The sequence below is a fragment of the Pseudomonas sp. QD4 genome, from assembly GCF_049199125.1.
Classification (GTDB): domain Bacteria; phylum Pseudomonadota; class Gammaproteobacteria; order Pseudomonadales; family Pseudomonadaceae; genus Aquipseudomonas.
Genome location: NZ_JBLZOM010000002.1, coordinates 183,209 through 210,146, shown reverse-complemented (window position 1 = coordinate 210,146; position 26,938 = coordinate 183,209). Strand labels below are relative to the sequence as shown.

Here is a 26,938-nt window from a genome sequence, read left to right as displayed (position 1 = left end):
CTGTTATCCAGGGAATTCTCATGGACACCAAATTGCTCGATATCCTCGCCTGCCCGATCTGCAAGGGGCCGCTCAAACTCAGCGCCGACAAGACCGAGCTGATCAGCAAGGGCGCCGGCCTGGCCTTCCCGATCCGCGATGGCATTCCGGTGATGCTGGAAAGCGAAGCCCGTACCCTCAGCAATGACGAGCGCCTGGATAAATGACCACCGCCTTTACCGTTGTCATCCCCTCGCGTTATGCCTCCACCCGCTTGCCGGGCAAGCCGCTGCTCCTGATCGCCGGCAAGCCGATGATCCAGCATGTCTGGGAACAGGCCTGCAAAAGCAGCGCCGAGCGCGTGGTGGTGGCGACCGATGATGCGCGCATCCTCCAGGCCTGCCAGGCCTTTGGCGCCGAAGCCGTGCTGACCCGTGAAGACCACAACTCCGGCACCGACCGCCTGGCGGAAGTGGCTGCCCAGCTGGGCCTGGCGGCAGATGCCATCGTGGTCAACGTGCAGGGCGACGAGCCCTTGATCCCGCCTGCGGTGATCGATCAGGTGGCCGCCAACCTGGCCGCCCACACCGAGGCGCGCATGGCGACCCTGGCCGAGCCGATCGAAGACGTCGAGACCCTGTTCAACCCGAACGTGGTCAAGGTGGTCAGCGACCTCAATGGCCTGGCGCTGACCTTCAGCCGCGCCACCTTGCCCTGGGCCCGTGATGCCTTCGCCAGGAACCCCGGGCTGTTGCCGGAAGGCGTACCGTATCGGCGGCATATCGGCATCTATGCCTACCGCGCCGGCTTCCTGCATGACTTTGTCAGCTGGGGCCCGTGCTGGCTGGAAAACACCGAATCCCTGGAACAATTGCGTGCCCTGTGGCACGGCGTGCGTATCCATGTGGCCGACGCGCTGCAAGCGCCGCCGCCGGGGGTGGATACCGCCGAAGACCTTGAGCGCGTTCGTCGCCTGCTGGAGGCCTGATGCGGGTTCTGTTTGTCTGCCTGGGCAACATTTGTCGCTCGCCAACCGCCGAGGGCGTGCTGCGCCACAAGCTGCTTCAGGCGGGCCTGGCCGAGCAGGTCGAAGTGGCGTCGGCCAGCACCAGCGACTGGCACGTCGGCAAGCCTCCAGATGCTCGCAGCCAGCGGGCGGCCCTGGCGCGGGGCTACGATTTGTCGGCGCAACGTGGCCAGCAGGCCTGCCGCGAAGACTTCGCTCGCTATGACCTGATCCTTGCCATGGACCAGAGCAACCTGCGCAACCTCAAGGCCCTGCAGCCAGCGGGGGCCAAGGCTGAGCTGGACTTGTTCCTGCGCCGCTACGAAGGCGTGGTGGATGAGGTGCCGGACCCGTACTACGACGGCGACCAGGGTTTCGAGCAGGTGCTGGACCTGATTGAACAGGCCTGTGACCGGCTGGTGATCGAATTGAAGGGGCGCCTATGACCTTGCAGGTGCAGGCCCGTGTTTCCCTCAAGTCGTTCAACACCTTTGGCGTCGATGTGCAGGCGCAGCAGTTCGCCGAGGCCCATAACGATGCCGACGTGCGCGAGGCCCTGGCCTACTGCGCCGAACACCAGTTGCCGCTGCTGGTGATCGGCGGTGGCAGCAACCTGTTGTTGACTGCCGATATCCCGGCACTGGTGCTGCGCATGGCGACCCGTGGCCTGCGTTTGCTGAGCGACGACGGCCAGCGGGTCGTGGTCGAGGCCGAAGCCGGTGAAGCCTGGCATCCGTTTGTGTTGTGGACCTTGGGCCAGGGCCTGTCCGGTCTGGAAAACCTGAGCCTGATCCCCGGCACTGTCGGCGCCGCGCCGATGCAGAACATCGGTGCCTATGGTGTGGAGATCAAGGATGTGTTCGCCGGCCTGACCGCCCTCGATCGCCAGACCGGCGAGTTGCGCGAGTTCAGTGTCGACGATTGCGACTTTGCCTACCGCGACAGCCTGTTCAAACGCCAGGCCGGGCGCTGGCTGATTCTGCGCGTGCGTTTTACCTTGCAGCGAGTGGCCCATCTGCACCTGGAATATGGCCCGGTGCGCCAGCGCCTGACCGAGCAGGGCATCGATCAGCCGACCGCCAGCGATGTCAGCAGGGCCATTTGCAGCATTCGCAGCGAAAAACTGCCGGATCCTGCGGTATTGGGCAATGCCGGCAGCTTCTTCAAGAACCCGGTGATTCCGGCGGCCCTGGCGGCCGAGATCAAGCTTCAATACCCGGGGCTGGTGGGTTATCCACAAGCCGATGGGCAGGTGAAGCTGGCCGCTGGCTGGCTGATCGAGCAAGCAGGCTGGAAGGGTTTTCGCGAGGCCGATGCCGGGGTGCATCGCCTGCAGTCGCTGGTACTGGTCAACTACGGGGCGGCCACCGGTTTGCAGCTGTTGCAGTTGGCGCAAAAGATCCAGCAGGACGTTGCCCGGCGTTTCAAAGTGAACCTTGAGATGGAGCCCAACCTCTATTGAGTATCCTGGCTTGAGCTAGTCTCAATGCTTGAACCAAAGCCTTGCCTGGGTCACTCCAGGCAAGGCTTTTTTATTAACGGCGGCTTAACGTGACCTGCTGACAATGCAGCTGTTTTGCCCCCCAAAAGGCCCGGTGAAGATTCGTCCTCACAAGAGAGCCCATTAGCCTGAGTCAATCTGTTTGCGCCGCGAACCGCGCCATCCCACGGCAGATTGCTCGACCCCATAACCGAACCTATGCGGGCGTGCCCATGATTACCCTGAAGCTCAATGGTCAAGATCATCAACTGGATGTCACCGAGGACATGCCACTGCTCTGGGCGATCCGCGATGTGGCGGGTTACAACGGCACCAAATTCGGCTGCGGCATGGGGCTGTGCGGTGCCTGCACCATTCATATCGACGGCTCGCCGGCACGCAGTTGCATCACGCCGATCGGCTCGGTACTCGGGCAGAACGTCGGCACCATCGACAACCTGTACGCCGACCCTGTCGGCCAAGTCGTGCAGCAGGCGTGGCTGGACACCGCTGTCGCGCAATGTGGCTACTGCCAGGGCGGGCAGATCATGTCCGCCACCGCCTTGCTCAAGGTCAACCCCAACCCCAGCGACGAGCAGATCGAAGAGGCCATGCTGGGCAATATCTGCCGCTGCGGCACTTATAACCGGATCAAGACCGCCATTCGCCAGGCCGCGACCCACCTCAAGGAGGGCCGGGCATGAGCCAGTTACCCCATGATTTCACCCTGAGCAACCTCAGCCGGCGCAGTTTTCTCAAGGGCGTCGGTGCGACCGGTGCCCTGGTGTTGGCAGCGAGCTGGGGTTGGCAGGATGCCTTTGCCGACGACAAGAAGTTCGGCGCCGATGGCATGCCCCATGGCTGGGTCGACGATCCCAAGGTGTATGTGAGCATCGCCGCCGACGGCAGCGTGACGGTGGTCTGCAACCGTTCGGAAATGGGCCAGGGGGTACGTACCAGCCTGAGCATGGTGGTCGCCGATGAACTGGACGCCGACTGGGCCCTGGTCAAGGTGCAACAGGCCCCGGGCGATGAAGTGCGCTTTGGCAACCAGGACACCGACGGTTCGCGCAGCATGCGCCACTGGTACGAGCCCATGCGGCGCTGCGGCGCTGCGGCACGGGCCATGCTCGAACAGGCCGCTGCCGCCCAGTGGAATGTGCCGCTGGGTGAATGCCGGGCGCAGTTGCACAAGGTGGTGCATCCACCCAGCGGGCGTGAACTGGGTTACGGAGCCCTGGCCGTGGCCGCGGCGGCCTTGGCTGTACCGGCTCGCGACAGCCTGCGGCTGAAGCAGCCGTCGGAGTTTCGCTACATCGGCAAGGAGGCCACCCGCGCCATCGATGGCGCGGATATCGTCAATGGCCGGGCGCTGTACGGCGCCGACGTGCATTTCGACGGCATGCTGTATGCAACCGTGGCGCGCCCACGGGTCTATGGCGGCAAGGTCAAATCTTTCGATGACAGCGCAGCGCTGAAAGTGCCTGGAGTGATCAAGGTGTTGCAGATCGACAGTCGGCCGCTGCCTTCGGAGTTCCAGCCCCTGGGCGGTGTAGCAGTCATTGCCAGCAACACCTGGGCGGCGATCAAGGGCCGCGAAGCTTTGAAGATCGAGTGGGATGACGGGATCAATGCCGGTTATGACTCGATTGCCTACCGCAAGGAACTGGAGGATGCCGCCCGCAAGCCCGGCAAGGTCGTGCGCAGCACCGGCGATATCGATGCCGCGCTGAACAGCGCCGACAGCAGCCTGGAAGCGGCCTACTACCTGCCGCACCTGGCCCAGTCGCCCATGGAACCTATGGTGGCCGTGGCCCGTTTCGAAAACGGTGAATGCCAGGCCTGGGCTCCGAGCCAGGCGCCACAGGTCACCCGCGAGCGGATCGCCGAGCGCTTAGGGATTGCCTTCGACAAGGTCACGGTCAACGTGACCTTGCTCGGGGGCGGTTTCGGCCGCAAATCCAAGCCGGACTTCATCCTCGAGGCCGCGATCCTGGCTCAGGCGGTGCCCGGCAAGGCGGTGCGGGTGCAATGGACCCGGGAGGACGACATCCACTGCTCCTACTTCCATACCGTCTCGGCGGAGTACCTCAAGGCCAGCGTGGGCAAGGACGGCATGCCCTCCGGCTGGTTGCACCGCACCGTGGCGCCCAGCATTACCGCGTTGTTTGCCCCGGGCATGAACCACGAGGGCGCGTTCGAGCTGGGCATGGGCTTTACCAACATGGCCTACGCGATCCCCAACGTGCGCCTGGAGAACCCCGAGGCTGCAGCCCATACCCGCGTCGGCTGGTATCGCTCGGTGTCGAATATTCCCCACGGCTTCGCGATTCAGAGTTTTGTCGACGAACTGGCGCACAAGGCGGGGCAGGACCCACTCAAGTACCAGCTCAAGCTGCTGGGGCCGGATCGTCAGATCGATCCGCGAACCCTCAGCGAAGAGTGGAACTACGGCGAATCCCCGGAACGTTATCCCATCGATACCGCGCGCTTGCGTGGCGTGCTGGAAGTCGCAGCCAAGGCCGCCGGCTGGGGCCGGAGCCTGCCCAAAGGCCGAGGCCTGGGGCTGGCGGTGCACTACAGCTTTGTCACCTACGTGGCGGCGGTGATTGAAGTGGAGGTCAAGGACGATGGCACGCTGATCGTGCACAAGGCCGACATTGCCGTGGACTGCGGCCCGCAGATCAACCCTGAGCGCATTCGCTCGCAGTTCGAAGGCGCCTGCGTGATGGGGCTGGGCAATGCGGTGCTGGGTGAGATCAGCTTCAAGGAGGGCAAGGTCCAGCAGGACAACTTCCATATGTACGAAGTGGCGCGGATGTCCCTGGCGCCGAAACAGGTGGCGGTGCATTTGGTCACTCCGCCGGGCAACGTACCCCTGGGTGGAGTGGGTGAGCCGGGCGTGCCGCCGATCGCCCCGGCGTTGTGCAATGCGATCTTTGCCGCCACCGGGCAGCGGATTCGCAACCTGCCGGTGCGCTATCAGTTGCAGGGCTGGCAGCAAAAGGCCGCCAGTTGATGGACAGCGTCGATCTGAATGTCTTGCGCAGTGTGCTGGATTGGCGCCGTGCCGGGCACGCTGTGGTGCTCTACAGCGTGGTCCAGACCTGGGGCAGTGCGCCGCGGCCCCCTGGCGCCATGCTGGCCTTGCGCGGAGATGGAGTGGTGATTGGCTCGGTGTCCGGCGGGTGCATCGAAGATGATTTGATTGCCCGCTTGCAAGACGGGCGCTTGCCCGCAGAGGGGCCGCCGGTGCAGTGGATTACCTACGGTGTCAGTCGTGACGAAGCCGCGCGTTTCGGCCTGCCGTGTGGTGGCACCTTGCGCCTGGCCGAAGAGCGGGTCGGCGATCCGGCCTGGGTCGCCGAACTGCTGCGGCGCTGCGAGGCCCATGAAATCGTCGCCCGGGTGCTGGACCTGAAAACCGGGGCGGTCGAGCTTGAGGTGGCGAGCAAGAGCGACGTCTTGAGCTGCGATGGCCAGACCCTGCGGGCAATCTACGGACCGCGCTGGCGCTTGCTGTTGATCGGGGCCGGCCAATTGTCGCGGTACGTGGCGCAGATCGCGCGCTTGCTGGATTTCGAAGTCCTGGTCTGTGACCCGCGCAAGGAGTTCGTCCATGGCTGGGAAGACCAGCAGGGTCGGTTCGTCGGTGGTATGCCGGATGACGCGGTGCTGACTATCGAGACCGATGAGCGCACGGCGATTGTCGCGCTGACCCACGACCCGCGCCTGGATGACATGGCGTTGCTCACGGCGCTGAATTCGCCGGCGTTCTACGTCGGCGCGCTGGGCTCGCGGATCAACAGCCAGAAGCGGCGAGACAACCTTGCCCAGCTGGGGCTGTCGGCAGACGCCATCGAGCGGTTGCATGGGCCGATCGGCTTGCATATCGGCAGTCATACGCCGGCCGAAATTGCCCTGTCCCTGATGTCGGAGATTGTGGCGATCAAAAATGGCATCGACTTGCTGCAGAAAAAGCCCGCGCTGGTCGTGGACGAGGCGCCGGCTTGAGTCAGGAGCCTGCGGTGATTGTGCTGGCGGCGGGGCAGGGCAGCCGCTACCGACAGTTGGCGGGGGCTGATCAGGACAAGCTGTTAGCGCCCTGTATCGGTCGCGATGGGGTGGTGCGACCGGTGCTTGAGCACGTGCTGGTCAACCTGCCTGCGCGGTTGTCCCGGCGGCTGTTGGTGACGACGGCAGATCGACACGCAGTCGCACGCCTGGGCCAAGCCTATGGGTGCCAGGTGCTGCGCGTGGATTCGCCGGGCATGGGCCATAGCATTGCGGCCGGGGTCGGCGCCTGTACCGATGCGGGCGGTTGGCTGGTGATGCCGGGGGATATGCCGTTCATCCTGGCGTCGACTGTCGAGCGCGTGTTGCAGGAGATGGAGGAGGGCGCTATCAGCGTCCCCGTGCTGGGCGCCGAGTATGGGCATCCGGTGGGGTTTGGCCGAGGCTATGGCGCTGCGTTGCTGGGGTTGTCCGGTGATCGTGGGGCCAGGCGGCTGTTTGCGCAGGGGACGCTGGTTCCGGTGTCGGTAACGGACCCAGGTGTGCTGTGGGATGTGGATGTGCCGCAGGCGCTGCTGTTCAGCGGTTGAGTGCAGGAGCACGACAATAGCCATAAAAAAGCCCCGCCTGGGTGACCAGGCGGGGCTTTTCAGTAGCGACCGGAATCAGACGAGGGGTTTAGGCTCGTGCTCTTCTTCCAGGGCTTTAGGTTGCTGCTCTACCGCTTCTTCGACCACCCGAGGGCTCTCGTCGATGGAAGCTGGCTGTTCAACAACCGGCTCGACCACTGCCGCAGGTTCGGCTTGGGCCGCAACCGGAGCAGGCTCTTGCGCCACAACTGGAGCTGCGGCGCCAGCCTGTTCGGCTTCTTTCTGCAGACGCTCGGCTTCACGTTTGCGGCGACGCACTTCACGTGGGTCGTTCGGCGCGCGGCCATTGCTGCCCAAGGCGCTCACAGGAGCGGCTTCGACCACTGGCTCAACCACTTCGGCAGCAACCGGAGCTTCAACGGCGGCTGGAGTCGGTTCAACGACTTCGGCTGCCACTGGAGCTGCTTGCTCAACCACGGCCTCAACCACCGGGGCTGGAGCCTCGACAGGTGCTTCGACCACGATCGATTCGGCAATGCGTTCGAAAGCGCTTGGCGCTTCTTCGGCAGGTGCAGCGGCCTGCTCGGCAGGAGCCTGGAACTCAGGTTCTGCAGTAACGGCTTCGCTGATCACCGGTTGCTCGATCACAACTGGAGTGGCCGGTTCGGCAATGACAGCAGGCTCGACCGAGACTTCAAGCTGAAGTTGCTCTTCGCGAACTTCACGAACTTCGCGTACTTCAACCGCAGGAGCGACAGGTGCTTCTACCGGCGTGGTGGCTTCAACCACAGGCGCTTCAACCACTGCGGTTTCCAGAGCGGCAGTAGCGCGCTCAGCCTGCTCGTTGGCCTGGGCTTCGGCAGGTGCGCTGATCACGGTGCTGGCAACGGCGGCAGTGACTGCCAGGCCGGCAGCCAGATCGGCAGAGCTTGGTTCTTCACTGTTCTCTTCCGAACCTTCGATCACGTTGCCGTTGGCATCACGCTGACGTTCACGACGGTTGCTGCGGCGACGCTGGCCACGGGAGCGGCGACGTGGACGATCGTCCTCGGCGTTCTCCTGGCCGTCTTCCGACAGTTGCTCTTCGTTGTTCAGCAGCTCTTCATCGGCAACGGCAGCCGCTTGTTCAGCAGCAGGTTGACGCTCTTCACGCGGTGCACGCGGCTGGCGTTCTTCGCGTGGCGCACGAGCTGGACGTTCCTCGGTGGTCGCGGCAGCAGCAGCTGCAACGGCCGGGGCGGCATCCAGAGGTTCGCGCAGTTCACGGACCGGACGCTCTTCACGCTCGCCACGAGGCTTGCGATCTTCGCGCGGTGCACGTGGTTGACGCTCTTCACGTGGCGCGCGTGGTGCGCGTTCTTCGCGAGCGGTGGCTTGAACTTCTTCGCGAGCCTCGCGTACTTCACGTGGCTGACGCTCTTCGCGCGGCGCACGTTCTTCACGTGGGGCGCGTTCTTCGCGAGGTGCACGTTCTTCACGCGGCTTGCGTTCTTCGTCGCGGCGACCGTTACGGTTGCGGCTTTGCTGGCGACCGTTGCGACGCTCCTCGTTGCGAGCAGGGCGCTCGGTCACAGGCTTTTCAACCACGACCGGGGCGACAGGCTCTTCCTTGGTTGCGAACAGGCTGACCAGGGATTTCACCAGGCCCTTGAACAGGCTTGGCTCGGCGACTGCAACTGGAGCGGCGACCGGCGCTGCGGCTTCAACTGGAACCGGAGCGTTGGCACGTGCCGGTGCGGTCTTGACGGCGGCCTCCTGGCGAACCAGGGTGCGGGTCGCGGCGGCTGGCTGGACTTCTTCAACTTCAGCAGCGGCAGCGGCGATTTCGTAGCTGGACTGGTTGATGCTGGCTTCCGGGCTGTCATCGCGCAGGCGCTGAACTTCGAAGTGCGGCGTTTCGAGGTGATCGTTCGGCAGGATGACGATGCGGGCGCGGGTGCGCAGTTCGATCTTGGTGATCGAGTTGCGTTTTTCGTTGAGCAGGAACGCAGCTACCGGGATCGGCACTTGGGCACGAACTTCGGCGGTGCGGTCTTTCAGGGCTTCTTCTTCGATCAGGCGCAGGATGGCCAGCGACAGCGATTCCACATCACGGATGATGCCGGTGCCGTTGCAACGTGGGCAGACGATGCCGCTGCTTTCGCCCAGGGATGGACGCAGGCGCTGACGGGACATTTCCAGCAGGCCGAAGCGCGAGATGCGACCGACCTGCACGCGAGCGCGGTCGGCTTCAAGGCATTCGCGGACTTTCTCTTCCACGGCGCGCTGGTTCTTGGCAGGGGTCATGTCGATGAAGTCGATGACGATCAGGCCGCCGATGTCGCGCAGGCGCAACTGACGGGCGATTTCTTCGGCAGCTTCAAGGTTGGTCTGCAGGGCGGTTTCTTCGATGTCGCTGCCTTTGGTGGCGCGCGCCGAGTTGATGTCGATGGACACCAGGGCTTCGGTCGGATCGATAACGATGGAGCCGCCGGAAGGCAGTTCAACGACGCGCTGGAAAGCGGTCTCGATCTGGCTTTCGATCTGGAAACGGTTGAACAACGGAACGCTGTCTTCGTACAGCTTGATCTTGCTGGCGTACTGCGGCATCACCTGGCGGATGAAGGTCAGGGCTTCGTCCTGGGCTTCAACGCTGTCGATCAGCACTTCGCCGATGTCCTGGCGCAGGTAATCGCGGATCGCGCGGATGATCACATTGCTTTCCTGGTAGATCAGGAAGGGCGCGGAGCGATCCAGCGAGGCTTCTTTGATGGCGGTCCAGAGTTGCAGCAGGTAATCGAGGTCCCACTGCATTTCTTCGCTGCTGCGGCCCAGGCCGGCAGTGCGCACGATCAGACCCATGTCAGCCGGGGCAACCAGGCCGTTCAGAGCTTCACGCAGTTCGTTGCGCTCTTCGCCTTCGATGCGACGGGAAATGCCGCCGGCACGCGGGTTGTTCGGCATCAGAACCAGGTAACGACCGGCCAGGCTGATGAAGGTGGTCAGGGCGGCGCCCTTGTTGCCACGTTCTTCTTTCTCGACCTGAACGATGACTTCCTGGCCTTCGCTCAGGACGTCCTTGATGTTCACGCGGCCTTCGGGGGCTTTCTTGAAGTATTCGCGGGAGATTTCTTTGAGGGGCAGGAAGCCGTGGCGCTCAGAGCCGAAATCGACAAAGGCAGCCTCGAGGCTTGGTTCGATGCGAGTAATCCGGCCTTTATAGATGTTGGCCTTTTTCTGCTCGCGTGCACCGGATTCGATGTCCAGGTCGTAGAGGCGCTGGCCATCTACCAGTGCAACACGCAACTCTTCGGGTTGAGTTGCGTTAATCAGCATTCTTTTCATGTAGTACCGTCGGTTTCCGGGCTGCCGGAAACGGCGTTCGGCACACACGACTTCTCACGGTCGGTGTCAGGTGCGTCAGGAGTGGTTGGCCACTCGAGTGTCTAGCGAGGTTCGACCAAAGGGGGCGAAGTCGCGACTCACGCGTCCTGCTTGCTGTGGTGACATAAGGCACCGCTTAAGCAAAAGTTTGTCAGGAGGAGGAATCAACCGGTAACTGTGGACGAGATGAAGCGTCTTGATAAAGCCTAATGCTACACAGTCCGACGGTTGTGCATCTCCACCCTACACGTATCCCTGATAGTTCGGGTGCTGCCGCGCGCAGAATCCGCAGCGGGTTGGCATTTACCGTGAGCTCCGAAAGGGGAGGTCACGCATCATGGCTAATTTAGGCGTTGTTTCCGAAGCCTTCGCTCGGGGTCATTCGCAGCTGACTGCACTTTGTGAACTGGCCATGAATATTGGCTCGCAAGGCGAGTGAAAACTCTGCTTTGCCGCTTGATTCAGGCCTCATGTCACCTGCGCTCGTTACACCTGCAAACTCCACCGTTACGTAGCGAAAGCCCCGTAGGACGGCCTCGCGTCCTGGTGAATTGCGTTGGTCAGGGCCGGTTTTTGACCGTTAGTCCGCTGTCCAGGCCGCTTTTGGCGGCGTTCGCGACTATAGCAGCAATCATTAAGTGCTTCAATTCCATAAAAAATTGTTATCATTTGCGGCATGACGACTACTGCCCCCTCGACTCCAAGCGTGCAACTGCTTGAAGTCTCGCCGGAATATGCCGGCCAACGAATTGACAACTTCCTTCTCGCCCGGCTCAAAGGCGTGCCCAAAACCTTGATTTATCGCATTTTGCGCAAAGGCGAAGTGCGGGTGAACAAGGGGCGGATCAAGCCCGAATACAAGCTGCAGGCGGGCGATATCGTGCGCGTGCCTCCGGTTCGCGTGCCTGAGCGCGACGAGCCAGTGCCGCTGGCACAGGGCCTGCTGCAGCGCCTTGAGGCCTCGATTGTCTTCGAGGACAAGGCGCTGATCGTGATCAACAAGCCCACCGGCATTGCGGTTCACGGCGGCAGCGGCCTGACCTACGGCGTGATCGAAGCCTTCCGCCAGTTGCGCCCTGATGCCAAGGAGCTGGAACTGGTTCACCGGCTCGATCGTGATACCTCCGGCCTGCTGATGATCGCGAAGAAGCGCAGCATGTTGCGGCACTTGCACGCGGCCCTGCGCGGCGATGGCGTGGACAAGCGCTACATGGCGCTGGTGCGTGGCAACTGGGCGGCCTCGATCAAGCAAGTTCGGGCGCCGTTGGGCAAGAGCAACCTGCGTTCCGGCGAGCGGATGGTCGAGGTCGACGAAGACGAAGGCAAGGAAGCGGTCACCGTATTCAAGGTTCTGCGCCGTTTCGGCGACTTTGCCACCCTGATCGAAGCCAAGCCGATCACCGGCCGGACTCACCAGATCCGCGTCCATACCTTGCACGCCGGGCATTGCATTGCCGGCGACACCAAGTATGGCGACGACGACTTCAGCAAGGAAATTCGTGATCTGGGCGGCAAGCGCCTGTTCCTGCACGCTTACATGCTGACTGTGCCGCTACCCGATGGGGGTGAGCTCAAGTTGCAGGCGCCAGTGGATGAGATCTGGGCCAAGACTGTGGAGCGCCTGAGTGCACCCTGATTACAAGCTGCTGATTTTTGATTGGGACGGCACTCTGGCCGACTCCGTTGGTCGGATTGTCGAGGCCATGCATGTGGCCTCCGATCGTTCCAATTTTGCGCGTCGCGATGACTTCGCGGTCAAGGGCATTATCGGTCTTGGGCTGCCGGAGGCGATTCGCACCCTGTACCCGGAAATCGACGACGAGCAGCTAATTGCCTTTCGCCAGCATTATGCTGATTGCTATATCGCCCTTGAGGCGGAGCCTTCGCCGCTGTTCGCTGGGGTGGTGCAGTCCCTTGACGCATTCCGGGCGGAGGGCTACCGCTTGGCGGTGGCTACAGGCAAGGCGCGGCGGGGGCTGGATCGGGTGTTGAGGGCTCATGGCTGGGAGGATTATTTTGATATCACCCGCGCTGCCGATGAAACCGCCAGCAAACCCCATCCGCTGATGCTGGAGCAGATTCTTGCCCATTGCGACGTGCGTCCCGAGCAGGCGCTGATGGTGGGTGACTCCTCTTTCGATCTGTTGATGGCACGCAATGCGGGCATGGACTCGGTTGCTGTCAGTTACGGAGCTCAATCGCTGGAGGCCTTGCGCGCATTCGAGCCGCGCATCGCTATTGATAGTTTTCCTGAGTTGCACGCCTGGCTTAGCCTGCGCGCCAATTAAGTTTTTGCTGGGGTAGATGGCATGACCGATGAATGGAAGGCGCCGAGCAAGGCGAGCGCTGAAGGCGGCGATGACAAGAGCTGGAAGCTCCTGGAAAAGACCCTGTTGGCCAGTGTGCAGGAGCAGCGGCGTTCGCGGCGCTGGGGGATCTTCTTCAAGTTTCTGACGTTTATTTACCTGTTCGGCGCGCTGGTGTTGTTTACGCCGCTGATGGACATGGAAAAAAGTGCCACCCGGGGGGCGGGCTACACGGCGGTGATCGACGTGACGGGTGTGATTGCCGACAAGGAAGCGGCCAGTGCTGACAATATTGTCGGCAGCCTGCGCGCGGCGTTCGAGGATCCCAAGGTCAAGGGCATTGTCTTGCGCATCAACAGCCCGGGCGGCAGTCCGGTGCAGTCCGGCTATGTCTATGACGAGATTCGCCGTTTGCGCGGCTTGCATGCCGACACCAAGGTTTATGCGGTGATTTCCGACCTGGGTGCCTCGGGTGCCTATTACATCGCCAGCGCTGCTGATCAGATCTACGCCGACAAGGCCAGTCTGGTGGGCTCCATTGGTGTGACGGCGGCCGGTTACGGCTTTGTCGGCACCATGGAGAAGCTGGGGGTGGAGCGGCGCGCCTACACCTCGGGTGAGCACAAGTCGTTCCTCGATCCGTTTCAGCCGCAGAAGCCCGACGAAACCAAGTTCTGGCAGGGTGTGCTCGATACCACTCATCAGCAGTTCATTGCCAGCGTCAAGCAGGGGCGTGGCGATCGTCTCAAGGACAAGGATCACCCCGAGCTGTTCTCCGGTTTGATCTGGTCGGGTCAGCAGGCGCTGCAATTGGGCTTGATCGACGGCCTGGGTAATACCAGTTCGGTGGCGCGCGATGTGATTGGTGAGAAAGAGTTGGTGGACTTCACCGTTCAGGAGTCGCCGTTTGATCGCTTCTCGAAGAAGCTCGGCGCCAGTGTGGCTGAGCAGTTGGCAATGTGGATGGGCTTCCAGGGGCCTGCCCTGCGTTAAGTTCTTCTGTATCCAGGAAAAAGCCGGCCTTCGCGCCGGCTTTTTCGTGGGCGCGGGTCAGGGAATCTCGATGCCTTCGGCAAGGAGCATGTCCACCAGGCGAATCAGCGGCAGGCCGACCAGGCTGGTGGCGTCAGGGCCTTCGGTGCTGCGAAACAGGCTGACACCCAAGCCTTCAGCTTTGAAGCTGCCGGCGCAGTCGTAGGGTTGCTCGGCGTGCAGGTAGCGCTCGATGCGTTCTGCAGTGAGGCTGCGCATGTGTACGGTGAAGGCAATGCAGTCGACCTGGCAGGCTCCGGTCTGGCTGTTGAGCAGGGCCAGGCCGGTGAGGAAGGTCACGCTGTTGCCGCTGGCGGCGAGAAGCTGGTCGCGGGCCTTTTCGAAGCTGTGAGGTTTGCCGATGATGCGCTCGCCGAGCACGGCAACCTGGTCCGAGCCGATGATCAGGTGTTGCGGATGAGTGGCGGCGAGCGCCTGGGCTTTTTCCCTGGCCAGGCGATTGACCAGTTGCGTGGCGGTCTCTCCGGATCGACGGCTTTCGTCGATGTCCGGGGAGGCGCAGGTGAACGGCAGCCGCAGGCGGGCCAGCAATTCTCGGCGGTAGACCGAGCTTGAAGCGAGTAATAAAGGCAGCATGCGCATCTCCTGAGGCGGGTTGCGGATTCTAGCGAGGCTTGCAAGTGACCGACAGGGTTGAATTTCCTTTGACATGGCCGGGTGCATCCCTATAATGCTGCGCCTATGTTGAATGACCCGATTCCACCTCACGTTGACCCGCGCAAATTGGCTGACCGTGGCACCACCCTTCAAGGTGAACTGCTGCTGGCCGATTTGAAGAGACTCTGCGACCCGCTTTCCGACGATGTCGGTACGGTGCAGGCAAAATTCGTTTTTGAACGAGATGAACGTAAGGCTGTGGTAATTCACAGTTTTATCGACACCGAAGTCAAAATGGTTTGCCAGCGTTGTCTTGAGCTGGTCACCCTGCCGATCCATAGCGAATGCAGTTATGCTGTGGTGAAGGAGGGTGCGAATACCCAGTCGTTGCCGAAAGGTTATGACGTGCTGGAACTGGGCGAAGATCCTTTGGATCTGCAGTCACTGATCGAGGAGGAGCTTCTGCTCGCCTTGCCCATTGTGCCTGCTCATCATCCGGAAGAATGCCAGCAGCCGGCGGGTCTCGATGAGCCCGAACCGAGCGAGGACGAGGTAACGCGGTCCAACCCGTTCAGTGTATTGGCGCAGTTAAAGCGTGACCCAAACGTTTAGGAGTTAATCAATTATGGCTGTTCAGCAGAACAAAAAATCCCGCTCTGCCCGTGACATGCGTCGTTCGCACGACGCCCTGACGGCGAGCACTCTGTCTGTAGAAAAAACCACCGGTGAAATTCACCTGCGTCACCACGTATCGCCAGAAGGCGTATACCGTGGCCGTAAAGTGATCGACAAGGGCGCTGACGAGTAATCACTTGTCTGCTCAAGTCATCGCGATTGACGCAATGGGCGGGGACTTCGGTCCCCGCAGCATTGTTCAGGCCAGTCTTGCTTGCCTGTCTGCTACGCCCTCGCTGCACCTGGCCCTTGTCGGTCAACCCTCCCTTTTAGAAGATCTGATTTCCGGCCATTCGGCTGTGGATCGCGCTCGCCTGACGATTGTGCCGGCCGCCGAAGTGATCGGCATGGACGAAAAGCCCTCCCAGGCTCTGCGCGGCAAACCCGACTCTTCTATGCGGGTGGCCCTTGAGTTGTTGCGTGAAGGCAAGGTCCAGGCCTGTGTCAGTGCGGGGAATACCGGTGCGCTGATGGCGTTGTCGCGCTATGTGCTCAAAACCCTGCCGGGGATTGATCGTCCGGCGATGGTGGCCGCCATCCCGACCCAGCGTGGCTATTGCCAGTTGCTGGACCTGGGGGCCAACGTCGATTGCAGCGCCGAGCACCTGTTCCAGTTTGCGGTGATGGGGTCGGTCGCGGCCGAGACGCTGGGCATCGCGCGTCCGCGGGTCGCGCTGCTGAATATCGGCACCGAAGACATCAAGGGTAACCAGCAGGTAAAGCTCGCGGCGACCTTGCTGCAAAATGCTCGTGGCTTGAATTACATCGGCTTTGTCGAGGGTGATGGGCTGTATCGCGGCGAAGCGGATGTGGTGGTGTGCGACGGCTTTGTCGGCAATATCCTGCTCAAGTCCAGCGAGGGCCTGGCGACCATGATTGCCGCGCGGATCGAGGCGCTGTTCAAGCGCAATGTCGCTTCGCGCCTGGTGGGAGCCCTGGCATTGCCGCTGATGCGGCGTCTGCAGGCTGATCTGGCGCCGGCGCGGCACAATGGTGCGAGTTTTCTGGGTTTGCAGGGGATCGTGGTGAAAAGCCATGGTTCGGCAGGAGTTCAGGGCTTTCAGAGTGCCATCCAGCGGGCGCTGATAGAGATTCAGGAGAACCTTCCCGAGCGTCTGCACGGGCGGCTTGAGGATCTGTTGCTTTAGGCGTTTCCCCTCGGGAGTGCTTAAATGTGACCGCTCAGTTCAATTGGCCATCCAACTGTCAGTTTCTTGCGTCCGCTTCGGCAGGGCGTCAATTCTCCGACGACAAGATCATTAGGGGCTTGTTACATGTCTGCTTCCCTCGCATTCGTCTTTCCAGGACAGGGCTCGCAGTCCCTCGGCATGTTGGCCGAGTTGGGCGCGCAATACCCGTTGATCCTCGACACCTTCAAAGAAGCCTCCGATGCTCTGGGCTACGACCTGTGGGCTCTGACCCAGCAAGGTCCGGAAGAGCTGCTCAATCAAACCCATAAAACCCAGCCGGCCATTCTGACTGCGTCCGTCGCCTTGTGGCGTCTGTGGCTGGCAGAAGGCGGTGCTCGCCCGGCGTTCGTCGCAGGCCACAGCCTGGGTGAATACAGCGCGCTGGTCGCCGCTGGCAGCCTGAGTCTTGGTGACGCGGTGAAGCTGGTAGAGCGTCGTGGCCAACTGATGCAGGAAGCTGTTCCTGCGGGGCAGGGCGGCATGGCTGCGATTCTCGGCCTGGAAGATGCCGACGTGCTGGCGGCCTGTGCCGAGGCGGCTCAAGGTGAAGTGGTCAGCGCAGTCAACTTCAACTCCCCTGGCCAGGTGGTGATCGCCGGTGCCAAGGCGGCTGTAGAGCGCGCCATCGAAGGCTGCAAGGCGCGCGGCGCCAAGCGTGCCATGCCGTTGCCAGTCAGCGTGCCGTCGCACTGCGAGCTGATGCGCCCGGCTGCCGAGCGTTTCGCCGAGTCGATCGCCGCGATCGACTGGCAGGCGCCGCAGATCCCGGTGGTGCAAAACGTCAGCGCGGCAGTGCCGGCAGACCTCGAGACCCTCAAGCGCGACCTGCTGGAGCAGTTGTACAAGCCGGTGCGTTGGGTCGAGTCGGTCCAGGCCCTGGCAGCCAAAGGTGCGACCCAGCTGGTCGAATGCGGTCCGGGCAAGGTCCTTGCCGGCCTGAACAAGCGCTGCGCCGAAGGCGTATCGACCTCCAACCTGAATACCCCCGATGCCTTTGCTGCCGCTCGCGCAGCACTGGCCTGAATTAGGAGAAGCCTGCATGAGTCTGCAAGGTAAAGTTGCACTGGTGACTGGCGCGAGCCGCGGTATTGGCCAGGCCATCGCGCTTGAGCTGGGTCGTCTGGGCGCGATTGTCGTGGGTACCGCGACTTCCGCCTCGGGTGCCGAGCGCATTGCTGCGACCCTCAAGGAACACGGCATTCAAGGCACTGGCCTTGAGCTCAATGTCACCAGCGACGAATCGGTTGCGGCGGTCCTGGCGAGCATTCAGGTGCAGTTCGGCGCGCCGGCGATCCTGGTCAATAACGCCGGTATCACCCGTGACAACCTGATGATGCGCATGAAAGATGACGAGTGGTACGACGTGGTCGATACCAACTTGAACAGTCTGTTTCGCCTGTCCAAAGGCGTTTTGCGCGGCATGACCAAGGCTCGTTGGGGTCGAATTATCAGTATTGGCTCGGTAGTGGGTGCCATGGGCAACGCAGGCCAAGTAAACTACGCAGCCGCCAAGGCGGGTCTGGAAGGTTTCAGTCGTGCTCTGGCGCGTGAAGTGGGTTCGCGGTCGATTACGGTCAACTCGGTAGCACCGGGTTTCATCGATACCGACATGACTCGCGAATTGCCTGAAGCGCAGCGTGATGCCTTGCTGACACAAATTCCGCTGGGCCGTCTGGGGCAGGCACAAGAGATCGCGCAAGTGGTCGCTTTTCTGGCTTCTGACGGTGCGGCATACGTTACTGGGGCTACAATCCCGGTCAACGGCGGGATGTATATGTGAGTTAAATGTGACGGATTGCTTCAAAAAAATGTCATACGAGCTGTCTAAAATCCGTTATAAAGCTGCAATCTATTTATAGGCAGATGGCCAAAGGGTTTGAGGAGTGAAGCTTTCAGTTGAAAAGCTGAAAAGCCTTTCTATACACTTACCCACTGGCCAGCTGCCTGAATTTGTCCATTAGGAGTGAAAACAAGGTATGAGCACCATCGAAGAGCGCGTCAAGAAAATCGTTGCTGAGCAACTGGGCGTTAAAGAAGAAGAAGTTGTTAACACCGCTTCCTTCGTTGAAGACCTGGGTGCCGACTCCCTTGACACCGTTGAGCTGGTGATGGCTCTGGAAGAGGAATTCGAGACCGAAATCCCTGACGAAGAAGCTGAAAAGATCACTACTGTTCAAGCTGCTATCGACTACGTTACTAGCCACCAGGCGTAATAGTTTGTAGTCGTTGCTTGCTGTCATGGAAAAACCGCACTGCCTCATGGCGTGCGGTTTTTTCTTTAGGCCTGATGCAAAGTCGTCATTAGAAAAAGGAGAGTGCTGTGTCGCGTAGACGCGTCGTAGTCACCGGTATGGGTATGTTGTCGCCACTGGGTACAGATGTGCCGAGCAGCTGGCAGGGCATTCTGGCTGGCCGCAGTGGCATTGGTCTGATCGAACACACCGACCTTTCTGCCTATTCCACCCGTTTTGGCGGTTCGGTAAAGGGCTTCAATGTCGAGGAATACCTGTCGGTCAAGGAAGCGCGCAAGCTCGACCTGTTCATTCAATACGGTCTGGCCGCAGGGTTTCAGGCGGTGCGCAACTCCGGTCTGGAAGTCACTGACGCCAACCGCGAGCGCATCGGTGTAGCCATGGGCTCGGGTATTGGCGGTTTGACCAATATCGAAGAAACCAGCCGCACACTTCATGATTCCGGCCCACGACGGATTTCTCCGTTCTTTGTGCCAGGCTCGATCATCAATATGATTTCCGGTTTCCTGTCCATCCATCTGGGTGCCCAGGGACCTAACTACGCCATTTCCACGGCGTGCACCACCGGCACCCATTGCATCGGCATGGCTGCGCGCAATATCGCCTACGGCGAGGCTGACGTGATGATCGCCGGCGGCGCCGAAATGGCTGCCTGTGGCCTGGGCATGGGTGGCTTTGGCGCATCCCGTGCGCTGTCGACCCGCAATGACGAGCCGACCCGTGCCAGCCGTCCGTGGGACAAGGGCCGCGACGGTTTCGTCCTGTCCGACGGTGCTGGGGCCCTGGTGCTTGAAGAGTTGGAGCACGCCAAGGCGCGTGGCGCCACCATCTACGCCGAGCTGATAGGTTTCGGCATGAGCGGTGATGCGTATCACATGACCTCGCCACCCGCCGATGGCGCAGGTGCTGCGCGTTGCATCGCCAACGCCCTGCGGGATGCCAAGCTGAACGTCGAGCAGGTGCAGTACGTCAACGCCCACGGCACCTCGACGTCGGCCGGCGACCTGGCGGAAGCCGAGGCGATCAAGACGGTGTTCGGCGATCACGCCTACAAGCTGGCCGTGAGCTCGACCAAGTCGATGACCGGTCACCTGTTGGGTGCTGCGGGCGCGATCGAGGCGATCTTCAGCGTGCTGGCGATCAACAGCCAGGTGGCGCCGCCGACTATCAACCTGGATGAGCCCGATGAAGGCTGCGATCTCGATTTCGTGCCGCACACCGCGCGCAGCATGGACATCGACGTAGTGCTGTCGAACTCCTTCGGGTTTGGCGGGACCAACGGCTCCCTGGTGTTCCGCCGGTTCGCCGAGTGATGCAGAGCTGGGTCGACGGTCAGCCGGCGGACACGTTGTCGCTAAAAGACCGGGGCCTGGCGTATGGCGACGGCCTGTTCGAGACCATTGCGGTCAAGGCCGGGCAGCCGCTGTTGCTGGAGCGGCACCTGGCCCGTCTGGCCGAGGGCTGTCTGCGGCTGGCGATCACTGCGGACCACTCGCTGATCCGCAGTGAGCTGCTGGCCTATGCGGCAGCGTTGGGGGAGGGTGTGCTCAAGCTGATCCTCACCCGTGGCGACAGCTTGCGCGGTTATGCCGCCGACCCTGCCGCCCAGGCGCGTCGGATTCTCCAGGGCAGCCCGCCCGCCACTTATCCTGCCGCCCATGCCGAACAGGGCATTTGCCTGTTCCCCTGTGCCACCCGTCTGTCCGAGCAGCCCTTGCTGGCCGGTCTCAAGCATCTCAATCGTCTTGAGCAGGTCCTGGCTCGCTCCGAGTGGCGCGATGTCGAGCATGCCGAAGGGCTGATGTGCGACACAGGCGGCCGCCTGATCGAAGGCGTGTTCAGCAACCTGTTCCTGGTGGCTGAAGGGCGCTTGCTGACCCCGGATTTGAGCCGCTGCGGCGTGGCCGGGGTGATGCGCGCTGAAATAGTGTTTCAAGCCGAGTCCTTGGGCATTCCCGTGGAAATCGCCGATATCGGCCTCGATCGGTTGCGACAGGCCGACGAAGTCTTTGTCTGCAATAGCGTTTATGGCATCTGGCCGGTACGGGCCTGTGCTGACCTGAGCTGGTCGGTTGGGCCGCTCACCCGTAAACTGCAGGGCATTTCCCGCGCGCTACTGGATGTTTGATTCGTGAGACGTAAATTACTGCTTCTGCTGGAAACCGGACTGGTTCTGGCAGGGCTGCTGGCGGGCGCTTGCGCCTGGAAACTGCACTCGGCCCTGGAGCAACCGCTCAACCTGCCACAGGAGCAGTTGCTCGATGTGCCCGCAGGTTCGACACCGACCGGGACCTTCAATCGCCTGGAGGCCGACGGCGTGCTGCAGGACGCGTTCTGGTTGCGCCTGTACTGGCGCTTCAACCTCAATGGCCAGCCACTGCACAGTGGCGAATACCGCATGACCCCCGGCATGACTGCACAAAGCCTGATCGGTGTCTGGCAGCGTGGCGAAGTGGTGCAATACAGCCTGACCCTGGTGGAGGGCTGGAACTTCCGCCAGGTACGCGCCGCCCTGGCCAAGCATGAAAAACTCGAACAGACCCTGACCGGCCTCAGCGACACCCAGGTCATGGAAAAACTCGGCCACCCCGGGGTCTTTCCCGAAGGCCGGTTCTTCCCCGATACCTACCGCTTTGTGCGTGGCATGAGCGACGCCGAACTGCTGGAAAAAGCCTACGACCGGCTCGATGACGTGCTGGCCAAGGAGTGGAGCAAACGCGCCGCCGATGTGCCCTATACCGACCCCTACCAGGCGCTGATCATGGCCTCGCTGGTGGAGAAGGAAACCGGCGTGCCTCAGGAACGCGGGCAGATTGCCGGGGTGTTCGTGCGGCGCATGCAGATCGGCATGCTGCTGCAGACCGACCCCACCGTGATCTACGGCCTGGGTGAGCGCTACACCGGCAAGCTGACCCGGGCTCACCTCAAGGAGCCGACCCCGTACAACACCTATGTGAATGCCGGCTTGCCGCCGACGCCGATTGCCATGGTCGGTCGCGAGGCGATTCATGCCGCGCTCAACCCGGTGCCGGGCAAAAGCTTGTACTTTGTTGCCCGTGGCGATGGCAGTCATGTGTTTTCCGATGACCTGGACGCGCACAACAGCGCGGTTCGCGAGTTCCAGCTAAAACGCCGCGCCGACTACCGCTCCAGCCCGGCACCGACGCCAGCGCCTGCCCCAGCGGTTCAGGAGGTACCGAGCCCGGCACCGGCAGCCGAACCGGATGCCGCGCCGCCCGCGCCTGTACCGCAGCAAGCGCCGGCCGAGGCTCCCGTCGAGCCTGAGCCGAAAAGCCCGCAATGACTTTGATTAAGGACCGCCCGTGACTGGCTTGTTTATTACCCTGGAAGGCCCGGAAGGCGCCGGCAAGAGCACCAATCGCGAATACCTCGCCGAGCGTTTACGCGCCGCGGGTATCGAAGTGCTGCTGACCCGCGAACCCGGCGGCACACCATTGGCCGAGCGCATCCGCGAAGTGCTGCTGACCCCTGGTGACGAAGTCATGAATGCAGACACCGAGCTGCTGCTGGTGTTCGCCGCCCGCGCCCAGCACCTGGCCGGGGTGATTCGCCCGGCGTTGGCCCGTGGCGCCGTGGTGCTCTGTGATCGTTTTACCGATTCGACCTACGCCTATCAGGGCGGCGGCCGTGGCCTTTCGGTGGAGCGTATTGCCACCCTGGAGCGTTTCGTCCAGGGCGACCTGCGTCCCGACCTGACCCTGGTGTTTGATCTGCCGGTAGAAGTCGGCCTGGCGCGCGCCAGCGCCCGTGGTCGGCTGGACCGCTTCGAGCAGGAAGGCCGGGCATTTTTCGATGCGGTACGCAGCGCTTACCTGGCCCGTGCCGAAGCGGACCCTGTGCGTTATCGCCTGGTTGACGCGGCGCAACCGCTGACGCAGGTCCAGCAGGCGCTGGATGCATTGCTGCCGCAATTACTGGAGCTTTACCGTGGCTGAGGCCTATCCCTGGCAGGACGCCCTCTGGCAGCAGCTGGCGGGCCGTACCCAGCATGCCCATGCCTATCTGCTGCATGGCCCGGTCGGTATCGGCAAGCGGGCCCTGGCCGAGCGCCTGATGGCGCGCTTGCTGTGCCAGCGTCCGGATGGGCTGGATGCGTGCGGGACCTGCAAGTCATGCATGTTGCTGCACGCTGGCAGCCACCCGGATAACTACGTGCTGGAGCCGGAAGAGGCCGACAAGGCGATCAAGGTCGACCAGGTGCGTGATCTGGTCAGTTTCGTGGTGCAGACCGCGCAGCTGGGCGGGCGCAAGGTGGTGCTGATCGAGCCGGTGGAGTCGATGAACATCAACGCGGCCAACGCCCTGCTGAAAAGCCTCGAAGAACCTTCCGGAGAGACGGTGTTGCTGTTGGTCAGCCACCAGCCGAGCCGCTTGTTGCCGACCATCAAGAGCCGCTGTGTGCAGCAGGCCTGCCCGTTGCCCAGCGAGGCCTTGAGTCTGCAATGGCTGGCCCGGGCGCTGCCGGATTGCGGCGAAGAAGAGCGGGTGGAGCTGCTGACCCTGGCTGCCGGTTCGCCGCTGGCGGCGGTGAGCTTGCACACCCAGGGCGCTCGCGAGCAGCGGGCGCAGGTGGTGGAAGGGGTCAAGAAGCTGCTCAAGCAGCAGCAATCCCCGACCCAACTGGCTGAAAGCTGGAACGCGATTCCGCTGCTGTTGCTGTTCGATTGGTTCTGCGACTGGTCGAGCCTGATCCTGCGTTATCAATTGACCGAAGATGAGCAGGGCCTGGGCTTGGCCGATATGCGCAAAGTGGTGCAGTACCTGGCGCAGAAGTCGACTCAGGGCAAGGTCCTGGATATTCAGGACTGGATCCTCGCTCACCGCCAGAAAGTGCTGAGCAAGGCTAACCTCAACCGTGTGCTGCTGCTCGAAGCCCTGCTGGTGCAGTGGGCGGCCTTGCCCGGCCAGCGCTAAGCCCCGTCCTCAAGCACACCGAACCATTGGCCGCCGCCCCGGCTGCGGCCCTTTCATTGACTGGATGTAGTTGCGGCCTCTTATGCTCGTAGATTCCCATTGCCACCTCGATCGCCTTGACCTTGCCGCTCATGACGGCTCTCTGGATGCTGCGCTGGACGCGGCGCGCCAGCGCGGCGTCGGGCACTTCCTGTGTATCGGGGTCAGCGTCGAGAACGCTGCCGACGTCAAGGCCCTGGCCGAGCGCTACGCCGATGTCGATTGCTCGGTCGGCGTGCACCCGCTGGACGTGCAACCGGGGGCCGCTCCTGCTCTCGACTGGCTGCTGCGCGAGCTGGATCATCCGCGGGTGGTGGCCATCGGCGAAACAGGGCTGGATTACCACTACGAGCCGGAAGCCGCCGAGTTGCAGCAGGCGTCCTTTCGTCTACATCTGCAAGCGGCCCAGCAGACCGGCAAGCCGGTGATCGTGCACACCCGTGGGGCGCGGGCCGACACCCTGGCGCTGTTGCGCGAGGCGGCCCTGCCTCAGGCCGGCGTGCTGCATTGCTTCACTGAAGACTGGGACATGGCCAAGGCGGCCCTGGACCTGGGTTTCTATATTTCTCTTTCTGGCATCGTCACCTTCCGCAATGCCGACGCGCTGCGTGATGTTGCGCGCCAGGTGCCGGCCGATCGCCTGCTGGTGGAAACCGACTCGCCGTACCTGGCGCCTATCCCTTATCGCGGCAAGCCCAATCTGCCGCAGTACGTACGCGAAGTTGCGGAGTTCCTGGCGATGCTGCGCGGTGAGTCCTACGACGCCTTTGCCGCACAGACCACCGAGAATTTCCAGCGCCTGTTTCCGTTGGCCCATGTCGGGCGAGCTGACTGAGAACGCCGCTGTAACGGCGCGGGGTGGGTCCAAGGGGAGGGGCCTGGCTGAATCCCGGGCAAAAAAAACCCGGGTTCTGGGGGGTGAATCCGGGTTAAGACCATTAGGAGTAAAACAAAGGCACGCGGTCCTTCGGTACCTTCATCGGCGCTTCACTTGGGGGAGATGTCACGCCGACAGTTCAAGTATTGATCACTATCGCGTTCAGTCCAGTTAGGGCTGCTCGTTTTTTAAACAATTTTGGAATACGCCCGCTTCGGTTGGGTTCTCATTGTCCCGGACGGCCCGGCACCATCGGACGCTTTGGCGGATCAGCGCCTATCTGTCGTCAACAGCGGCCAACGCCCGGGTTTCTCAAGGCGCTTCCAGCACACACCCTGTTGCAGTTCAGGTGCCTGGAAGGCCTCCCTGGCTGATGCGGGCCCGTTCGTGAAAACACTATCAAGATGACGCAGGGCTGGCCTACGCTGTGTTTCTGACCCGTTGCGCATCAGGCGTCGATATTGGATGTGGTGGGTCGGATAAGCGTTCATACAATTGCTGCGCAAGTACTGTAGAGTCTCGATGGCGCCGCGGAGTGGCTTTAGAGTTCTGTGTTTTTTCCGCTGCGCCAAGGCCGCATCGGCTGGATAAGCAGGAGCAGGGCCGGAGCCCCCGGGGCAAATGGCTGGCACCCGCAGTCGATGCAAAATCATCCAGATACATCGTCATCTTCGGATGATCCGTGCATTTTTGCGCAAGTTAGGCATAATACGCGGCTTCGATTTTGACCCCGACAGACCTTTTCTTATGCAGAAAGAACCTCGTAAGGTCCGTGAGTTTCGTCGCCGTGAGCAAGAAATTCTCGATACCGCGCTCAAGCTGTTCCTCGACCAAGGTGAAGACAGCGTCACCGTCGAGATGATTGCTGATGCCGTGGGTATCGGCAAAGGCACCATCTACAAACACTTCAAATCCAAGGCCGAGATTTATCTGCGCCTGATGCTCGACTACGAGCGCGATTTGAACGAGTTGCTGCACTCGGCCGATGTCGACAAAGACAAGGAAGCCCTGTCCCGCGCCTACTTTGAATTCCGCATGCGCGATCCGCAGCGTTATCGGCTGTTCGATCGCCTGGAAGAGAAAGTGGTCAAGGGCAACCAGGTGCCGGAGATGGTCGAGGAGTTGCACAAGATCCGTGCCTCCAACTTCGAACGCCTGACCTTGTTGATCAAGGGGCGCATCAGCGAAGGCAAGCTTGAAGACGTGCCGCCTTACTTCCATTACTGCGCGGCCTGGGCGCTGGTGCACGGCGCGGTCGCGCTGTATCACTCGCCGTTCTGGAGCAATGTGCTGGAAGATCAGGAAGGCTTCTTCCAGTTTCTGATGGATATCGGCGTGCGCATGGGCAATAAGCGCAAGCGCGACACCGACACCCCGAGCAGCTGATTCATTCAGCAGCCTGATTGCGCCGTGATTCTCCTATATGGCGCAGTGCCCCAGGAATATACTCAGGCATGGGACTTGCCAAAACCTGATTTATAAGTCAGGTTTTGCCGGTTCTCTACTTCCTCCGCCGGAGTACCCCATGATCGTTGATCGTCAAGGCAGGCGTTTTCGCAATCTGCGGATCAGCTTGACCTCAGCCTGCAACTACGCCTGTACCTACTGCGTGCCCAATGGCAAGCGGTTGGTGGCTGCGCAGGATGAACTGTCGGCCGAGGCAATGGCGCGAGGCGTGGCCTACCTGATCGAAGCCGCGGGCATCGAGCGCCTGCGCATTACGGGCGGCGAACCGCTGGTCAGTCCGAAGCTGGAAGCCTTCATGGGCGCCGTCGGACAAATGGGCCTGGACGATATCAGCCTGACCACCAATGGCCAGTTGCTGGCGCGCAAACTGCCGCTGCTGGTAGACGCCGGTATCCGCCGGATCAACGTTTCCCTGGATACTCTGGACGCTGCGGCCTTCCGTGGCATTGCCCGTGGTGGTGACCTGGCCACCGTGCTGGACGGCATGGATCAGGCCAGCGCAGCGGGGTTGAAGATCAAGGTCAATATGGTGCCGCTGCGTGGACAGAACCTGGACCAGGTCATGCCGCTGCTCGATTACTGCCTGGAGCGGGGCTACGAGCTGCGCTTTATCGAATTGATGCGCATGGGCCACCTGGCCAGTGATTCGAATGCCTTCCTGCAACAGTTTGTCAGCCTGCAGCAACTGCTGAGTCTGATCGGCGAGCGTTATGAATATCAGCAGGCCGACGCGCCGGTGGATGCGACGGCGGTGCGCTATGCGATTCCGGGAAGGGGGCACTTTGGCGTGATCGCCAACGAAAGCGTGCCGTTTTGCCGGACCTGCTCGCGCCTGCGGTTGTCCTCCACGGGGTGGCTGCACGGCTGCCTGTCGTCGAGCAATCGGCACTACGTCGGCGACTTGCTGGACAAGCCTCGGCACCAGGCATTGCCGGCGCTGCAGGGGCTGTTGATGAAGGCCCTGGGCGATAAGCAGGAGGTTGCATTCTCCGGTGGCGCAACGGTGATGAAAATCATCGGTGGCTGATCGCTGGCCGTGGTCATTGCTGGCCGTCGGGCAAGCTGGCGCGGAAGCTGCATCTCGTGCCCATTCGCCGGTTTTCCGTCACCGGCTT

The 26,938-nt window shown here is 61.9% G+C and carries 27 protein-coding genes; 25 read left to right on the top strand and 2 right to left on the bottom strand.

Translation table 11 applies throughout. The annotated features are described in order from the left end of the window. The first annotated feature begins 20 nt into the window (after positions 1-20). The 8 genes from ACOZJV_RS11745 to ACOZJV_RS11710 all read left to right on the top strand — a co-directional run bounded on the left by ACOZJV_RS11745 (position 21) and on the right by ACOZJV_RS11710 (position 7,069). Positions 21-206: a Trm112 family protein gene (locus tag ACOZJV_RS11745; protein WP_020300256.1), complete on the top strand. Its 186-nt coding sequence runs from the start codon at positions 21-23 to the stop codon at positions 204-206. Next, positions 203-967 (top strand): 3-deoxy-manno-octulosonate cytidylyltransferase, encoded by a 765-nt coding sequence (kdsB, locus tag ACOZJV_RS11740; RefSeq protein ID WP_201130106.1) that lies wholly within the window; start codon positions 203-205, stop codon positions 965-967. The genes ACOZJV_RS11745 and kdsB overlap by 4 nt, the downstream gene beginning before the upstream one ends. Beyond that, the gene (locus tag ACOZJV_RS11735) at positions 967-1,431 is read left to right on the top strand and encodes a low molecular weight protein-tyrosine-phosphatase (protein ID WP_421547707.1); all 465 of its coding nucleotides are present in this window, start codon (positions 967-969) and stop codon (positions 1,429-1,431) included. The genes kdsB and ACOZJV_RS11735 overlap by 1 nt, the downstream gene beginning before the upstream one ends. Continuing rightward, a complete protein-coding gene (gene murB / locus ACOZJV_RS11730) occupies positions 1,428-2,447 on the top strand; it encodes a UDP-N-acetylmuramate dehydrogenase (RefSeq protein ID WP_421547706.1) in 1,020 nt (339 codons plus the stop codon). Before ACOZJV_RS11735 ends, murB begins: the two co-directional genes overlap by 4 nt. Before the next feature lie 251 nt (positions 2,448-2,698). After that, complete coding sequence (locus tag ACOZJV_RS11725) at positions 2,699-3,169, top strand: (2Fe-2S)-binding protein (RefSeq protein ID WP_421547705.1); 471 nt, start codon at positions 2,699-2,701, stop codon at positions 3,167-3,169. Further along, the gene (locus tag ACOZJV_RS11720; RefSeq protein WP_421547704.1) at positions 3,166-5,484 is read left to right on the top strand and encodes a molybdopterin cofactor-binding domain-containing protein; all 2,319 of its coding nucleotides are present in this window, start codon (positions 3,166-3,168) and stop codon (positions 5,482-5,484) included. Before ACOZJV_RS11725 ends, ACOZJV_RS11720 begins: the two co-directional genes overlap by 4 nt. Beyond that, positions 5,484-6,479, top strand: a complete 996-nt coding sequence (locus tag ACOZJV_RS11715; protein ID WP_078471081.1) for an XdhC family protein — start codon at positions 5,484-5,486, stop codon at positions 6,477-6,479. Before ACOZJV_RS11720 ends, ACOZJV_RS11715 begins: the two co-directional genes overlap by 1 nt. Continuing rightward, the gene (locus ACOZJV_RS11710) at positions 6,476-7,069 is read left to right on the top strand and encodes a nucleotidyltransferase family protein (RefSeq protein ID WP_421547703.1); all 594 of its coding nucleotides are present in this window, start codon (positions 6,476-6,478) and stop codon (positions 7,067-7,069) included. Before ACOZJV_RS11715 ends, ACOZJV_RS11710 begins: the two co-directional genes overlap by 4 nt. Before the next feature lie 75 nt (positions 7,070-7,144). Here the strand turns inward: ACOZJV_RS11710 and rne are convergent, their stop codons facing one another. Beyond that, the gene (gene rne / locus ACOZJV_RS11705; protein WP_421547702.1) at positions 7,145-10,393 is read right to left on the bottom strand and encodes a ribonuclease E; all 3,249 of its coding nucleotides are present in this window, start codon (positions 10,391-10,393) and stop codon (positions 7,145-7,147) included. Positions 10,394-11,108: 715 nt separating this feature from the next. Between rne and rluC the strand changes: the two genes are divergently transcribed. From rluC to sppA, 3 genes are read left to right on the top strand one after another with little or no spacing between them, the layout of a single operon-like run. Further along, positions 11,109-12,068: a 23S rRNA pseudouridine(955/2504/2580) synthase RluC gene (gene rluC / locus ACOZJV_RS11700; protein WP_201130122.1), complete on the top strand. Its 960-nt coding sequence runs from the start codon at positions 11,109-11,111 to the stop codon at positions 12,066-12,068. Next, the gene (locus tag ACOZJV_RS11695) at positions 12,058-12,720 is read left to right on the top strand and encodes an HAD-IA family hydrolase (protein ID WP_421547701.1); all 663 of its coding nucleotides are present in this window, start codon (positions 12,058-12,060) and stop codon (positions 12,718-12,720) included. Before rluC ends, ACOZJV_RS11695 begins: the two co-directional genes overlap by 11 nt. 21 nt (positions 12,721-12,741) lie before the next feature. After that, complete coding sequence (gene sppA / locus ACOZJV_RS11690) at positions 12,742-13,731, top strand: signal peptide peptidase SppA (protein ID WP_078471086.1); 990 nt, start codon at positions 12,742-12,744, stop codon at positions 13,729-13,731. Positions 13,732-13,788: 57 nt separating this feature from the next. Here sppA and ACOZJV_RS11685 read toward each other — a convergent pair whose 3' ends face one another. Beyond that, positions 13,789-14,367 carry a Maf family protein gene (locus ACOZJV_RS11685; protein ID WP_421547700.1) on the bottom strand — a complete coding sequence of 193 codons (579 nt, stop codon included), beginning with the start codon at positions 14,365-14,367 and terminating at the stop codon, positions 13,789-13,791. A 105-nt stretch (positions 14,368-14,472) separates the two neighbouring features. Here ACOZJV_RS11685 and ACOZJV_RS11680 point away from each other — a divergent pair, with 105 nt between their 5' ends. The 14 genes from ACOZJV_RS11680 to ACOZJV_RS11615 all read left to right on the top strand — a co-directional run bounded on the left by ACOZJV_RS11680 (position 14,473) and on the right by ACOZJV_RS11615 (position 26,850). After that, positions 14,473-15,000, top strand: a complete 528-nt coding sequence (locus ACOZJV_RS11680; RefSeq protein ID WP_421547699.1) for a YceD family protein — start codon at positions 14,473-14,475, stop codon at positions 14,998-15,000. A gap of 13 nt (positions 15,001-15,013) precedes the next feature. Further along, positions 15,014-15,196: a 50S ribosomal protein L32 gene (gene rpmF / locus ACOZJV_RS11675; protein ID WP_008152339.1), complete on the top strand. Its 183-nt coding sequence runs from the start codon at positions 15,014-15,016 to the stop codon at positions 15,194-15,196. Positions 15,197-15,200: 4 nt separating this feature from the next. Next, positions 15,201-16,211, top strand: coding sequence for a phosphate acyltransferase PlsX (gene plsX / locus ACOZJV_RS11670; RefSeq protein ID WP_078471088.1), 1,011 nt, complete (start codon positions 15,201-15,203; stop codon positions 16,209-16,211). A 126-nt stretch (positions 16,212-16,337) separates the two neighbouring features. After that, positions 16,338-17,276 (top strand): ACP S-malonyltransferase, encoded by a 939-nt coding sequence (gene fabD, locus ACOZJV_RS11665; protein ID WP_421547698.1) that lies wholly within the window; start codon positions 16,338-16,340, stop codon positions 17,274-17,276. Between the two features lie 16 nt (positions 17,277-17,292). Continuing rightward, entirely contained in the window at positions 17,293-18,033 is a 741-nt protein-coding gene (fabG, locus tag ACOZJV_RS11660) for a 3-oxoacyl-ACP reductase FabG (RefSeq protein WP_020300271.1), read from the top strand. A 196-nt stretch (positions 18,034-18,229) separates the two neighbouring features. Next, complete coding sequence (gene acpP, locus ACOZJV_RS11655; RefSeq protein ID WP_003175607.1) at positions 18,230-18,466, top strand: acyl carrier protein; 237 nt, start codon at positions 18,230-18,232, stop codon at positions 18,464-18,466. 107 nt (positions 18,467-18,573) lie between these two features. Then, on the top strand, positions 18,574-19,818 hold the full coding sequence (fabF, locus tag ACOZJV_RS11650; protein WP_201130127.1) for a beta-ketoacyl-ACP synthase II: 1,245 nt from the start codon (positions 18,574-18,576) through the stop codon (positions 19,816-19,818). Next, complete coding sequence (gene pabC / locus ACOZJV_RS11645; RefSeq protein WP_421548315.1) at positions 19,818-20,633, top strand: aminodeoxychorismate lyase; 816 nt, start codon at positions 19,818-19,820, stop codon at positions 20,631-20,633. Before fabF ends, pabC begins: the two co-directional genes overlap by 1 nt. A 3-nt stretch (positions 20,634-20,636) precedes the next feature. Continuing rightward, a complete protein-coding gene (gene mltG, locus ACOZJV_RS11640) occupies positions 20,637-21,809 on the top strand; it encodes an endolytic transglycosylase MltG (RefSeq protein WP_421547697.1) in 1,173 nt (390 codons plus the stop codon). A gap of 19 nt (positions 21,810-21,828) precedes the next feature. Continuing rightward, entirely contained in the window at positions 21,829-22,461 is a 633-nt protein-coding gene (gene tmk / locus ACOZJV_RS11635; protein WP_078471093.1) for a dTMP kinase, read from the top strand. Beyond that, complete coding sequence (locus tag ACOZJV_RS11630; protein WP_421547696.1) at positions 22,454-23,440, top strand: DNA polymerase III subunit delta'; 987 nt, start codon at positions 22,454-22,456, stop codon at positions 23,438-23,440. The genes tmk and ACOZJV_RS11630 overlap by 8 nt, the downstream gene beginning before the upstream one ends. An 82-nt stretch (positions 23,441-23,522) precedes the next feature. After that, complete coding sequence (locus tag ACOZJV_RS11625; protein ID WP_020300277.1) at positions 23,523-24,314, top strand: TatD family hydrolase; 792 nt, start codon at positions 23,523-23,525, stop codon at positions 24,312-24,314. Between the two features lie 789 nt (positions 24,315-25,103). Continuing rightward, positions 25,104-25,742: a TetR/AcrR family transcriptional regulator gene (locus ACOZJV_RS11620; protein WP_020300278.1), complete on the top strand. Its 639-nt coding sequence runs from the start codon at positions 25,104-25,106 to the stop codon at positions 25,740-25,742. Between the two features lie 139 nt (positions 25,743-25,881). Beyond that, positions 25,882-26,850, top strand: a complete 969-nt coding sequence (locus tag ACOZJV_RS11615; RefSeq protein ID WP_078471095.1) for a GTP 3',8-cyclase MoaA — start codon at positions 25,882-25,884, stop codon at positions 26,848-26,850. Positions 26,851-26,938 lie beyond the last annotated feature (88 nt).